Source organism: Rhodoferax sp. GW822-FHT02A01 (assembly GCF_038784515.1).
Lineage (GTDB): Bacteria > Pseudomonadota > Gammaproteobacteria > Burkholderiales > Burkholderiaceae_C > Allorhodoferax.
On the sequence record NZ_CP152376.1, the window covers coordinates 370,177 to 382,869 of the forward strand.

Annotated in this window: 12 protein-coding genes; 3 read left to right on the forward strand and 9 right to left on the reverse strand. The window is 64.8% G+C overall.

Going from position 1 to position 12,693, the window contains the following annotated elements; translation table 11 throughout:
- Window positions 1–17: 17 nt before the first annotated feature.
- The 6 genes from AAGF34_RS01700 to AAGF34_RS01725 form a co-directional block, all read right to left on the reverse strand.
- Window positions 18–662 carry a 2-hydroxychromene-2-carboxylate isomerase gene (locus AAGF34_RS01700; RefSeq protein ID WP_342618908.1) on the reverse strand — a complete coding sequence of 215 codons (645 nt, stop codon included), beginning with the start codon at window positions 660–662 and terminating at the stop codon, window positions 18–20.
- Complete coding sequence (locus AAGF34_RS01705) at window positions 659–1,396, reverse strand: YbaK/EbsC family protein (RefSeq protein ID WP_342618909.1); 738 nt, start codon at window positions 1,394–1,396, stop codon at window positions 659–661. Before AAGF34_RS01705 ends, AAGF34_RS01700 begins: the two co-directional genes overlap by 4 nt.
- Before the next feature lie 44 nt (window positions 1,397–1,440).
- Window positions 1,441–2,349, reverse strand: coding sequence for a hydroxymethylglutaryl-CoA lyase (locus AAGF34_RS01710; RefSeq protein WP_342618910.1), 909 nt, complete (start codon window positions 2,347–2,349; stop codon window positions 1,441–1,443).
- 42 nt (window positions 2,350–2,391) lie between these two features.
- On the reverse strand, window positions 2,392–3,312 hold the full coding sequence (locus tag AAGF34_RS01715) for a glyoxylate/hydroxypyruvate reductase A (RefSeq protein ID WP_342618911.1): 921 nt from the start codon (window positions 3,310–3,312) through the stop codon (window positions 2,392–2,394).
- A gap of 56 nt (window positions 3,313–3,368) precedes the next feature.
- Window positions 3,369–5,420 (reverse strand): acetyl/propionyl/methylcrotonyl-CoA carboxylase subunit alpha, encoded by a 2,052-nt coding sequence (locus AAGF34_RS01720; protein ID WP_342618912.1) that lies wholly within the window; start codon window positions 5,418–5,420, stop codon window positions 3,369–3,371.
- 132 nt (window positions 5,421–5,552) lie between these two features.
- Window positions 5,553–7,175: a carboxyl transferase domain-containing protein gene (locus AAGF34_RS01725; protein ID WP_342618913.1), complete on the reverse strand. Its 1,623-nt coding sequence runs from the start codon at window positions 7,173–7,175 to the stop codon at window positions 5,553–5,555.
- Between the two features lie 91 nt (window positions 7,176–7,266).
- Between AAGF34_RS01725 and AAGF34_RS01730 the strand changes: the two genes are divergently transcribed.
- Complete coding sequence (locus tag AAGF34_RS01730; protein ID WP_342618914.1) at window positions 7,267–8,379, forward strand: AraC family transcriptional regulator; 1,113 nt, start codon at window positions 7,267–7,269, stop codon at window positions 8,377–8,379.
- On the opposite strand, the gene AAGF34_RS01735 is transcribed toward AAGF34_RS01730, so the two are convergent.
- Entirely contained in the window at window positions 8,315–9,154 is an 840-nt protein-coding gene (locus tag AAGF34_RS01735) for a sigma-70 family RNA polymerase sigma factor (RefSeq protein WP_342618915.1), read from the reverse strand. The genes AAGF34_RS01730 and AAGF34_RS01735 overlap by 65 nt on opposite strands.
- Window positions 9,155–9,199: 45 nt before the next feature.
- On the opposite strand from AAGF34_RS01735, the gene AAGF34_RS01740 reads away from it, so the two are divergent.
- Window positions 9,200–9,790 (forward strand): ATP-dependent Clp protease proteolytic subunit, encoded by a 591-nt coding sequence (locus AAGF34_RS01740; protein WP_342618916.1) that lies wholly within the window; start codon window positions 9,200–9,202, stop codon window positions 9,788–9,790.
- On the opposite strand, the gene AAGF34_RS01745 is transcribed toward AAGF34_RS01740, so the two are convergent.
- Window positions 9,783–10,697, reverse strand: a complete 915-nt coding sequence (locus AAGF34_RS01745) for an AraC family transcriptional regulator (RefSeq protein ID WP_342618917.1) — start codon at window positions 10,695–10,697, stop codon at window positions 9,783–9,785. The two genes, AAGF34_RS01740 and AAGF34_RS01745, sit on opposite strands and share 8 nt — an antisense overlap.
- A 102-nt stretch (window positions 10,698–10,799) precedes the next feature.
- Here AAGF34_RS01745 and AAGF34_RS01750 point away from each other — a divergent pair, with 102 nt between their 5' ends.
- Window positions 10,800–11,543 (forward strand): SDR family oxidoreductase, encoded by a 744-nt coding sequence (locus AAGF34_RS01750; protein WP_342618918.1) that lies wholly within the window; start codon window positions 10,800–10,802, stop codon window positions 11,541–11,543.
- Window positions 11,544–11,567: 24 nt separating this feature from the next.
- Here AAGF34_RS01750 and AAGF34_RS01755 read toward each other — a convergent pair whose 3' ends face one another.
- Window positions 11,568–12,677 carry an AraC family transcriptional regulator gene (locus AAGF34_RS01755; RefSeq protein ID WP_342618919.1) on the reverse strand — a complete coding sequence of 370 codons (1,110 nt, stop codon included), beginning with the start codon at window positions 12,675–12,677 and terminating at the stop codon, window positions 11,568–11,570.
- Window positions 12,678–12,693: the final 16 nt, after the last annotated feature.

The window sequence follows — 12,693 nt, forward strand, 5'->3', positions numbered from 1 at the left end:
AGGACACCTGCTGCGCGTCAGGGCTTGCGTGGCGGCAAGGCAGAAGGCACGGCGTGGGAGGCATTCCAGTTCACGTCACTGAACCAGGCATCGCCTTCCAGATAGCTGCGCAGCATGGGTAGAGCGTCCAGTCCCCAGAACACCTTGCCATCGACCTCGAAAGCAGGCACACCAAACACATCCAGCGCGATGGCCTGATCGGTGTGTTGCTTGAGCTGGGCCTTGACCGATTCGTCCGCCGCGTCGCGTTGCGGCACCAACGTATCGGCCACTTCTTTCAGACGGGCCAGATCCGTGGGGTCGGCACCGCCCACCCAGACGTGGCGGAACAGGGTCTCGCACACATAGCGGTTGGGCTCACCCCGTGGGTCGGTGGCTACCGCCAGGCGCAACAGGGCCATGGGGTTGAAGGGGTGCAGCAGCGGCATGTCCAGCGCGACGCCTCGGTTGTGCGCCAGCCACATCACATGGCGATAGGTCCAGTCGCGCTTGGCCGGTATCTCGGCCGGCCCCAGGCTGCCGTGGTGGCGCAGCACAAAACCCAGGCCCACCGGCACATAGTGCACTGCATAGCTCAGCCCTTGCAATGCCCGAGGCAGCTCCTCGAACGCCAAGTAGGCGTAGGGCGATACGAAGTCAAGAAAAAAACGGATCTGTTTCACGTGATTCGACCTTGCAAACGCTGCGCAATCGCAGTCCACACCACGAACTTGCCGTCCTCATCCAAAGTAGACCAGGCCCGCAGTTCGTCCCGTGTGCGCAGGCAGCCCAGACACATGTCCTTAACCTCTTCCATGCGACACACCGACACGCAGGGTGACATAGAACTCTTTCCCGCAGCTTGCACCGAAGCAGATCGGTCAGACAATACCTTGCGCGCACCGGCTGGCATATCGGCAAACGGCCACTCCACCACGTCCGACTCCATGACGCCGGTCATGTCGCACAGCTGGTTGGGAGTCAGTTGGAACACCGCATGCGGGTGACCGGCCGCGGCCCAGATGTCGTCAAAGCGGAACAAGTCCTCATCCATCAGTGTGACGCAGGGCTTGGCATGCGCAATGGGCGCCACGCCGCCAATGCTGAAGCCGGTGCTGGCCTTGACGAAGGCCGCATCAGCGCGCCCCAGCGGCCCCACGATGGCCTCCACCTTCTTCTGGTCGACCCGGCGGTCGCCCGAAGTGATCACCAGCACAGCCGCATCGTCCGACAAGCGCCGGAAGATGATGCTCTTGGCAATCTGGCCGAGCGCCACACCCAGACCGTCTGCGGCCTGCTGCGCGGTGCGCGCAGCCTGGTCCAGCATGACCGGCATATGCGGGTGCTCATGCGACTGCAATACCGCAGCCACGCGTTGAACACCCTCGGGAAGACTCAGCAATTCAGAACCACACATGAACTTGTCCAACTACAAATAGGAAAAAAAGGAGCAGCCGGGCATCAGCCCAGGCGCTTGGTGAGCAGCGCGTTGGCCGCGCGTGAATGGGGCTTGCGGCCCAGCGCATCGCTGATGAACTTGCCCGCATCGATAAGCAAGTCCAGATCGATACCGGTCTCTATGCCCATGCCGTGCAGCATATAGACCACGTCTTCCGTGGCCACATTGCCGGTGGCACCCTTGGCATACGGGCAACCGCCCAGCCCCGCCACCGAGGCGTCGAACTGCCAGATGCCCATTTCCAGGCTCGCCAGGGTGTTGGCCAGCGCCTGCCCGTAGGTGTCGTGGAAGTGGCCGGAGACATCGTTGATGTCGTAGTACTTGAGCGCAGCGTCCAGCGCCCGCTGTACCTTGCGCGGCGTACCCACGCCGATGGTGTCAGCCACGCCCACGTGCTGCACACCAATCTCCTTCATCAGTCGCGCCACCAGCTCCACCCGCTCGGGCGCGATCTCGCCCTCATATGGGCAACCCACGGTGCAGGAGATGGCGCCGCGCACATGGATGCCTGCGGCGCGAGCGGCCTGCGTCACCGGGCGGAAGCGCTCGATGCTCTCGGCAATCGAGCAGTTGATGTTCTTCTGGCTGAAGGCCTCGCTGGCGGCGGCAAACACCACGATCTCGTCGGGCCCGGTCTTGGCCGCGGCTTCATAGCCCTGCATATTGGGTGTGAGCACCGAGTAGCGCACACCCGGCTTGCGCTGTATGCCCGCCATCACCTCGGCGTTGTCTGCCATCTGCGGCACCCATTTGGGCGACACGAAACTGGTGACCTCGATCTCGGTCAACCCGGCAGCCTGCAGCCGATGCACCAGCTCGATCTTGACCGCCGCTGGCACCGCCTGCTTTTCATTTTGCAGGCCGTCGCGGGGGCCGACGTCCACCAGCTTCACACGGGAGGGGTAGTCCATACTGCGCACTCACTTTTCCAATGGCGTTGTTACAACAGGCACCTAGTATCCGCGCTGGCGATCAACCAGACCGGCAACAGGTCTTCCAGCTTCCAGGGCGGCAATCTTGGCGCTGATCTGCGCAATCGATTCGGACCGCAAGGTCAGCGCCGCAATATGCGGCGTGATGCGGATGCGCGGATGGTTCCAGAACGGGTGCATGGGCGGCAGCGGCTCGGTGCGGAACACATCGAGCGCGGCACCGGCCAAATGGCCTTCGTCGATCAGCGCCAGCAGGTCTTCTTCCACCACCTGCACACCGCGCGCCACGTTGATCAGGTAGCCACCCTTTTGCAGCCGGGACAGCGTGCCGCGGTTGAGCAGGTCGCGTGTCTGTGGTGTGGAGGGCAGCACCGACACCAGCACCTTGCTGGCCGCCAGAAAGTCGCTCAGGCCCTGCTCGCCATGGAAGCAGCGCACGCAGGGAATGTCCTTGGCGCTGCGGCTCCAGCCGTTGACGGGGAAGTCGAACTGCGCCACGGCGCGCGCCACGCGCTCACCCAGCACGCCCAGCCCCATGATGCCCACCGGCATGGCGGAACGCGGCAGCACTTCGTGTTGCTCCCACACCGCTTGACTCTTTTGCTGGTCGTAGCGGTCAAAGCCGCGGTAGTGGCGGATCAGCGCATGGCAGACGTATTCGGCCATCTGCGCGCCCATGCCGGCATCGTCCAGCCGCACCAGGCGGGTGGAGGGCGCAACGTTCAGACGCAACAGCGCATCCACACCGGCGCCGATATTGAAGGCTGCACGCAGCTGCGGCTGCTCATCGAAGAAGGCCTGCGGTGGCATCCACACCACGCCGTAGTCTGCTGCTGCGGCACCGGGCTGCCACAGGCTGACTTCCGCGCCCGGCAACGCCGCGCCCAGGTCGTTCAGCCAGGGTTCGGCCGGGGTATCGGTACAACAAAAACTGATGCGCATGGGTTCTCCTTACAGTGTCCGGCCTGCATTGTGGCCGGACTTGGCCGCCCCGTGCGCTACGCGGCCACGGTCTCTGGAACCTCCAGGCGCAGCAACTCCGCCCCTTCGGCCACCTGATCACCCGGTGCAAACAAAAGTTCGGCCACCGTGCCATCGGCGGGCGCGGCAATGGTGTGTTCCATCTTCATGGCCTCCATCACCGCCAAAGCCTGGCCTTTCTTGACCCGATCTCCGGCCTTGACGGCGAAGGACACCACCTTGCCCGGCATGGGTGCAGTCAGACGCCCACCTTCGGACTGCGTGTCGCCCGCGTGGGCCAACGCATCCACGCGGGTGATGGTGGTGGCACCCAGCGGGGTGAACACGTGCAGCACCTCGCCATGGTCAAACACCTGCGCCTTGATGCGCTGCGCACCCAGCATGATGTCCAGCGCGCCATTGGACAGGCGCTGGTACTGCAGGTTCTCGCAGACACCGGCCACCTCGATCTGCAGCGCACCGCCATGCAAGCGGGTAAACAGGATCTGCTGTGGTTCATCATGAAAGACGGCTGCAAAGCGGCGTAGCGAAGGCCCGTGCGAACGCCAGCCGTCGCGCTGGGCCCAGGGGTCTATCCAGCCGTTCACATCGGCCACGCGCACGGCTTGTGCCTCCTGGTCCAGGGTGTGGGCCACGAGCGCGGCCGCGGCCAGTGACAGGCCCACCTTCTCCTGGTTGAACAGCACGGCAGCTTCACGCGGTATCAGCGCGGTATCCAGCTTCGCTTCGGCAAACGCCGCACTGCGCGCCACATGGCGCAGGAACTGCACATTGGTGGCCAGCCCCACGATATGGGTCTGCATGAGCGCCGTATCCAGCCGCGCCAATGCCTCTTCGCGCGTGTTGCCGTGCACGATCAGCTTGGCCACCATGGAGTCGTAGAACGGGCTGATGGTGTCGCCCGCACGCACGCCAGAGTCCACCCGCACGCCCAGGTCCGCGCGGGCAAAGTTGCTGCAGGCCGGCAGGCCATATACATGCAAGGTGCCGGTGGCGGGCAGAAAGTTGTTGTCCGGCGTCTCGGCGCAGATGCGTGCTTCGATGGCATGACCGTGAATCTGCAGATCGCTTTGCTGCAGCGGCAATGCCTCGCCACTGGCCACGCGCAGTTGCCACTCCACCAGGTCCAGCCCGGTGATGGCCTCGGTCACCGGATGCTCCACCTGCAGCCGCGTGTTCATTTCCATGAAATAGAACTTCATGGCCTCAGGATGCTCGTAGCCCAGCGGTTGCTCCACGATGAACTCCACCGTACCCGCTCCCACATAACCCACGGCACGCGCGGCTTCCACCGCAGCCTGGCCCATGCGCGCGCGCAGCTCCGGCGTCATGCCGGGCGCAGGCGCCTCTTCCAACACTTTCTGGTGGCGCCGCTGCACCGAGCAGTCGCGCTCGAACAGGTACACATAGTTGCCCAGCGTGTCGCCAAACACCTGGATCTCGATATGGCGCGGGCGCTGCACGTATTTCTCGATCAGCACCGCGTCATCGCCAAAGCTGTTGATGGCTTCGCGCTTGCAGCTGGCCAGCGCGTCGGCAAAGTCCTCGCTCCGGTCTACCGCACGCATGCCCTTGCCGCCGCCGCCTGCGCTGGCCTTGATCAGCACCGGGTAGCCGATGCGGTCCGCCTCGCGCTGCAGCAGCGCCGGGTCCTGGTCGGCTGCATGGTAGCCCGGCACCAGCGGCACACCGGCCTTTTCCATCAGCTGCTTGGATTCGGCCTTGAGACCCATGGCCTGGATGGCCGAGGGCGGCGGGCCGATGAAAACCAGCCCGGCATCGGCGCAGGCCTGGGCAAAGGCTTCGTTCTCGCTCAGAAAGCCGTAGCCGGGGTGGATCGCCTGTGCACCAATGGCCTTGGCCACCTCGATGATCTTTTCCCAGCGCAGGTAGCTGTCCTTGGGCGCGCTGCCGCCTATGTGCACCGCCTCGTCACAGGCCTGCACATGCTTGGCGCCCGCGTCGGCATCGGAATACACCGCCACGGTCTGTATGGCCATGCGGGCTGCGGTGGCCGCCACGCGGCCGGCGATTTCGCCGCGGTTGGCAATCAGGATCTTCTTAAACATGGTGGGCTCCCGGGGTGAAATCGCCTGCGCACGCTGCGCGTGCCATGCAATGTGGCTTCGCCACTGCGCGACTTTGTCGCTGGTCGCCCCGGTTGGCAATGAGTATCTTGGTAAACATGGTGCGGCTCCCGGTCACATGCGAAAGACACCGAACTTGGTGTCGGGTATGGGTGCATTCAGCGCGGCCGAGAGGCCCAGCGCCAGCACGCGGCGCGAGTCGGCGGGGTCGATGATGCCGTCGTCCCACAGACGCGCGGTGGCGTAGTAGGGGTGGCCCTGCACCTCGTACTGCTGGCGAATGGGGGCCTTGAAGGCGTTCTCTTCTTCCGCGCTCCAGCTGCCACCCTTGGCTTCGATGCCGTCACGCTTGACCGTGGCCAGCACGCTGGCCGCCTGCTCGCCGCCCATGACGCTGATGCGCGCGTTCGGCCACATCCACAGAAAGCGTGGGCTGTAGGCACGGCCGCACATGCCGTAGTTGCCAGCGCCAAAGCTGCCGCCGATGATGATAGTGAACTTCGGCACCGCGGCGGTGGCCACAGCCGTCACCATCTTGGCGCCATTGCGGGCGATGCCCTCGTTCTCGTACTTGCGCCCCACCATGAAGCCGGTGATGTTCTGCAGGAACACCAGCGGGATCTTGCGCTGGCAGCACAGCTCGATGAAATGCGCGCCCTTGAGGGCCGATTCGCTGAACAGAATGCCGTTGTTGGCAATGATGCCCACGGGCATGCCTTCGATGTGGGCAAAGCCGCAGACCAGCGTGGTGCCAAAGCGCGGCTTGAATTCGTGCAGCTCCGAGCCATCGACGATGCGGGCAATGATCTCGCGCACATCAAACGGTTTGCGCGTGTCAGTGGGGATCACGCCGTACAGCTCCTCGGCGGCAAAGCGCGGTGCAACGGACGGTTGGGTGCTGGCGGGCACGGCCTTGTTTTTGTTGAGGTTGGCAATGGCTTCGCGTGCCAGCGAGAGCGCATGCAGGTCGTTCTGCGCCAGGTGGTCGGCCACACCGGAGAGGCGGGTATGCACATCGCCGCCGCCCAGGTCCTCGGCACTCACCACCTCGCCGGTGGCCGCCTTCACCAGCGGCGGGCCACCCAGGAAGATGGTGCCCTGGTTCTTGACGATGATGGTCTCGTCGCTCATGGCCGGCACATAGGCGCCGCCCGCAGTGCAGCTGCCCATCACCACCGCGATCTGGGCAATGCCCTGGGCACTCATATTGGCCTGGTTGAAGAAGATGCGGCCGAAGTGGTCGCGGTCGGGAAACACCTCGTCCTGGTTGGGCAGGTTGGCGCCGCCCGAGTCCACCAGGTACACGCAGGTGAGGTTGTTTTGCGCCGCCACTTCCTGCGCGCGCAGGTGCTTCTTCACCGTCAGTGGGTAGTAGGTTCCGCCCTTCACCGTGGCGTCGTTGCAGACGATCATGCAGTCCACGCCGCTGATGCGGCCAATGCCGGCAATCACACCCGCACTGGGCGCACTGTCTGTGCCATCGCGGTCGGGGTACATGCCCAGCGCCGCCAGGGGCGAGAGTTCCAGAAACGGGGTGCCGGGGTCCAGCAGCATGGCCACGCGGTCGCGCGGCAGCAGCTTGCCGCGCGCCGTGTGCTTGGCGCGGGCCGCTTCGCCGCCGCCCATGGCAGCCTTGTCGATCTGGCGGTTGAGGTCCTCCACCAGGGCGCGCATCGCGGCAGCGTTGGCCTGGAAGTCGGCCGAACGCGGGTTGAGTTTGGATTCCAGTACGGGCATAGGGCAGCCTTTCAAATCGGTCCCACAGCATAGGGCTGTGGCCGACCAAAAGCTTGCCAGTACGGTTGCAAATCCTGCCACAATGCCCTGGATGTCTGAGCACCCCGCAAGCAATGCTGCCCCCGGCCCCAACCTTGGGCATGCCGAAACACCCGTGGCTTTTGTGAATGCCATCGTGCACGCCTACGCCCGCCGCGAGCTGAACCCGGCCGGCATGCTGAAGCAGGCACAAATCACGCCAACCATTTTGGAAAAGCCGCAAGCGCGCGTAACCGCCCTGCAGTTCGAGCTGGCCTCTGCCGCTGCCATGCGCGAACTCGACGACGAGGCCCTGGGCTGGTTCGAGCGCCGCCTGCCTTGGGGCAGCTACGGCATGCTGGTGCGCGCCTCGCTCACCGCCCCCACCTTGGGCGTGGCACTCAAGCGCTGGTGCCGCCACCACAATCTGCTGACAGGCAGCATCCAGCTCAGCGTCAGCGAGAAAGACGGCGTGGCCAGCCTGAACCTGGAGGAGCTGACCGATCTGGGCGTACTGCGCGAGTTCTGCATTGTTTCGGTTCTGCGCAACGCGCTGGGCGTGGCCTGCTGGCTGAGCGACTCGCGCATAGCCCTGCAACGCACCACGCTGCGCTATGCGCCCCCTCTGCACAAGGACAGCTACCGCGTGCTGTTTGATGGCCCCTGCAGCTTCGACGCCGAAGCCAACAGCCTGCAGTTCGACGCGCTCTACCTTGGACTGCCGGTGCGCCGCGACGAAGCCGCCCTGCAGCGCATGCTGGAGCGCGCCCTGCTGCTGACCGTGCGTCCCTACCGGCGCGACCGCTTGCTCGTGGAAAAGACCCGTCAACTGCTGCGGCAGGATGCCGCCGTCCTGCGCAGCGCCGACGCCCTGGCCGAGCGGCTGAACCTGTCGGTACGCAGCCTGCACCGCCAACTGCACGAGGAAGACAGCAGCCTGCAGGCCATCAAGGACGCGGTACGCCGCGAGCTGGCGCTGGAACTGCTGCTGCGCAGCCAGCGCCCGATCAAGCAGATCGCCGAACGCGTGGGGTTTCAGAACGAGAAGAGTTTCCTGCGCGCTTTCAAGAGCTGGACCGGGCAGACGGCCGACGCGGTGCGCCAGACCGCGATGCAATCGCTCAGCCCGGCAACGTCTCAGGATCGCGCTCGGATTGCGCGCCCAAGGGCACCACGCACAGCGTGACGCCGTCCAGCGTCAGCACCAGCCCCAACTGCCCGCCCACCTGCACGACGCCACAGGTGGCAGCGGGGGCCGCGCAGCTGGTGCCCCTTGTTCTGGGCGCTACACCCGCCAGCGCCTGGATGGGCGGCTGACGCAGTATTGCCCACAGGGTTTTCGGGTCGCGCAGTTGCAGGGCCTGCAAATACAGGCGAAACACGGTTTCCTCGCCCGCCTCACGTTCGCCGTGCCCCGAAGATGCTGACGCATTGCCAGCCTGCCGCAGGCGCAACAGTGCCCGACGCAACTGTTGTCGGCTGCTGGCCTCGGAGCGGCCGCCGGCCCTGGCAATCTCCGCATGGCCGACGTCAAACACCTCGAGCAGCAACACCGCCGCGCCATCCTCCGGAGCCAGGTGGACCGCTAGCAGGTGCAGCGCATGCGCGACCTCCTGCGCCAGCACCGCATCGCTTTCGGCAGAAGGCGCTGCCTGCCGGGGTACGTCCGCGCTCATCTCCGCCAGCCATTGCTGCATCCAGCTGCGTCGCCGCAGGCGGTCAATGGACAGATTGCGCACCACGGTCAGCAGCCATGCCTGTGCCGCGTTGAGCGCCAATGTGTCGGCCTCCAGCGCACGGACATAGGCGTCCTGCACCGCGTCTTCGGCGTCTGCCGGCCCCAGCAACCGGGTGGCCGCACGCACCAGGCGGCGGCGATCGGAATCGAGCAGGGTCAAAAGGTGATCGTCGTGCATGGCGGCATGTTGCCACAGCGCGCCACAGACCGTGGTGTCACACAAGCGGCCGCTTGTTCGTCAAGGCAGTTCAACTACAAGGACTTTTGCATGGAAACCCCATACACCGCCGCGCCATCCAGCGCCACCGAACCGCGCACCTCCTACCTGGAAGAGAAGGCATTCAAGGCGCGCACCCTGCTGATCTTTGGCACCGTCACCGACGTGACGGCCGCTGACGTGACGCGCCGCCTGATCGCACTGGATGCCGACAGCACGGACGCCATCGACATTCTGGTCAGCTCCCCAGGCGGCCACCTGGAGTCCGGCGATGCCATCCACGACATCGTTCGCTTCATTGCCGCGCCGGTGAACATGATTGGTACCGGCTGGGTCGGCAGCGCCGCCACCCACCTCTATCTGGCAGCGCCGCGCGAGCGGCGCTACTGCCTGCCCAACACCCGTTTCCTGATCCACCAGCCCAGTGGCGGCGCGGGCGGACCGGCCAGTGATATCGCCATCCAGGCGCGCGAGATGGTCAAGGCCCGCGAGCGCATTGCACGCACGATCGCGCGCGAAACCGGCAAGCCGCTGGAAGTCGTGCTGGCCGACATCGAGCGCGACCATTGGCTGTCGGCCGAGGAGGCGGTTGAATACGGGCTGGTCTCGCGCATCATCGAGCGCAAGACCGAACTCAGCTAGCCTGCACCTCCCATTGCTGCCGTGCGTACAGCGAAGGCGGTTGCCCCACGTGGCGGGTGAATGCAACGCTGAACGTGCTGGCAGAGCTGTAACCCACACGTTGAGCGACTTCGGCAATGCCGACGGCCTTGCCGCGCAGCAGGCGCTTGGCCAGCGCCATGCGCCACGCCAGCAGGTACTCCATGGGCGCCATACCCACGGCGTGGTTGAACCGAACAAAGAAGGCCGAGCGGGAAAGGGCCGCCGCCTTTGCCAACAGCGCAACCGTCCAGGCCTGGGTGGGGCTTTCGTGCATCTGCCGCAGTGCGGCAGCCAGTCGTGCGTCGGCTAGCCCGCGGAGCAAGCCGGGCGGTGCCTCTGTACCCGCAGCAGACCGCAGAGCCTCAATGAACAGGACTTCCAGCAGGCGAGCCAGAACCACTTCGCGCGCTGGTCGTTCTGCCCGCGACTCCTCTCCCACCAGTTGCACCAGGGTGGCCAGCCGCGCATCGCCACGCACGTGCACCAGCCGCGGCAAAAGCGCGACCAGCATGGCTGCGTCCGGAGAACCCAAAGTGCAGTGACCGACCAGCAGCCGGACGTCCGCAGGCCCGTCCTGCAGGCCGAGCCGAAATTCGCCGTGGAGCAGGGCCACTGGTGTGGTTTCAAGCTCCTCGGAAGCGAGGGGCACCAGGCTGCTCATGGCAAAACCATCGGCCTCGGGAATCAGGACAAAGTCGCCAGACAAGAGCGTGAGCGGCTCACTCCCTTGTACCTCCAGCACGCAGCTGCCCTCAAGGACCACACAGTAAAAGGGTTGCCCCGCATCCGATCGGCGCACGCGCCAGGCACCCGCACCGCTGACGACCTTCGAGAACCGGGCGCTGGGTTGCAGCAAGGTAACCACTTCGGCCAATGGATCGACCATGCTTGGACTATTGCAAATGTTTTAAGGACTTCTGATTGTAGTAAGTCTTGCACTCAACCCCTAAAGTTGCGGCTCTTTCAACAACTGACAGGAATTCACACCATGCAAACTGTTTTGATTACCGGATGTTCATCCGGCTTCGGCCTGGCAACCGCTCGCTACTTTCTGGAACGCGGCTGGAAAGTCATTGCCACCATGCGCACACCGCGTGAAGACGTACTGCCCCGCTCCGACCATCTGCGCGTGCTTGCGCTGGACGTCACCGATGCACACAGCATCCAGCACGCTCTGGAAGCGGCTGGCCCCATTGACGTGCTGGTTAACAATGCAGGCATAGGCTTGCTGGGTGCATTGGAGGGCACTCCGATGGAAACTGCCCGCGCAGTGTTTGAGACCAACACCCTGGGCACGATGGCGATGACCCAGGCCGTGCTGCCGCAGTTTCGCCAGCGCCAAGCCGGTGTCGTTGTGAACGTCACTTCCAGTGTGACCCTGAAGTCACTTGCATTGCTGTCGGTGTACACCGCGAGCAAGGCCGCAGTCAACGCATTCACCGAGTCGCTGGCGTTGGAACTGCAACCCTTCCAGGTGCGGGTCCGACTGGTGCTGCCTGGCCGCGCACCGGAGACCCGCTTTGGTGAAAACGCGCTTTCGCGCATGGAAGGCTCCATTCCACAGCCCTATGCCGCACTCGCACAAACCATTTTTGCGCAATGGGGCCAATCCTCTGAGGTGACGCAGGCACAGGACGTCGCGGAAGCAGTGTGGCGAGCGGCAACCGATCCGACCGCACCGGTATGCATACCCGCCGGCGCAGACGCCGTGGCACTGGCGGCCTCCAGCTGAAGGTGCAGTCGGGATGCGACGCCATCAGCCCCCGGCGTCTCTGGACTTGCGCCCCGCCCCAAGGCGCCGGTAGGTCCCGGGAGTGCTGCCAGTCCAGAGCTTGAAGGCGCGGTTGAAGACGCTGAGGTTGTCGATGCCGATGGCGGCGGCAACAGCGGTGATGGGCATGCGGGTCTTCAGCAGCTTCTGGATGGCCATGTCCCGGCGCAGCTCGTCCTTGATGGCCTGGAACGTCGTGCCCTCGTCGGCCAGGCGGCGCGACAGCGAGCGTTCGGAAAAATGCAGCGCACTGGCGGTCGATTCCAGCGTGGGCTTGTGGGCCAGCTGCGCCTCCAGATAGTCGCGCACCCGGTGCGTCTGCATTTTTTCGCTGAACGAGACGAAGAGCCAGTCGGCCGGCGCGTTGCGCAAGAAGGTGCCGAGAGCCTTCATGTCCTGGCGCATGGGCGACTGCAGGTACTCCGAGTCCACATACAGCGCGGTCTGCGCCTGGTCGAACTGCACCGGCCCGGGAAACAGGTACACATAGTCAGCGGCCCGTTGTGGCCGCGGGTAGGCAAAGTCCACCCGCGCCAGCGCGATCTTGCGGTCAATCATCCATGACGCAACGCCGTGCACCAGCTTGAGCATGATCTCGTGCACCAGCACGCGGGAGCGCCGGGGCGGCACATGCTCGATGAGCGCGATGCGGGTGAGCGCTCCATTGATCGTCACCTCGAAGCCCATGTCGTCCAGCAGCAGACGAAAGTAGCTGCGAAACCGGTGCAGCGCAATCTCCAGACTGGGCGCGCCATACATGCCCAGGCACAGGAACTTCAGCGTGCCCTGGCGTAGCGGGCGCGAGAAGAAGCCCGGCGTCTCATCATCCAGCAGGGCGACCAACTGGCGGTAGATGCGCGAGAACTGCTCCACCGAAATGCGCGCCCCGGCCTCCTGCAACAGCTCGGGCGCAATGCCGGCGCGGTCTATCGCCTTGTCTACCCAGGACGGGTCCAGCCCCAGATCGGCCAGCAGTTCCGTGACCATGGCCATGGAGACGGTGGGCGAGAGGGTGTGGATGGAGCTGGGCAGCATGGAAAACGAATGGATTTTGGCGAGATATGCAAATTCAAAGGCTGATTTTGTCCTATCCATCTCCCTATGCCAATCC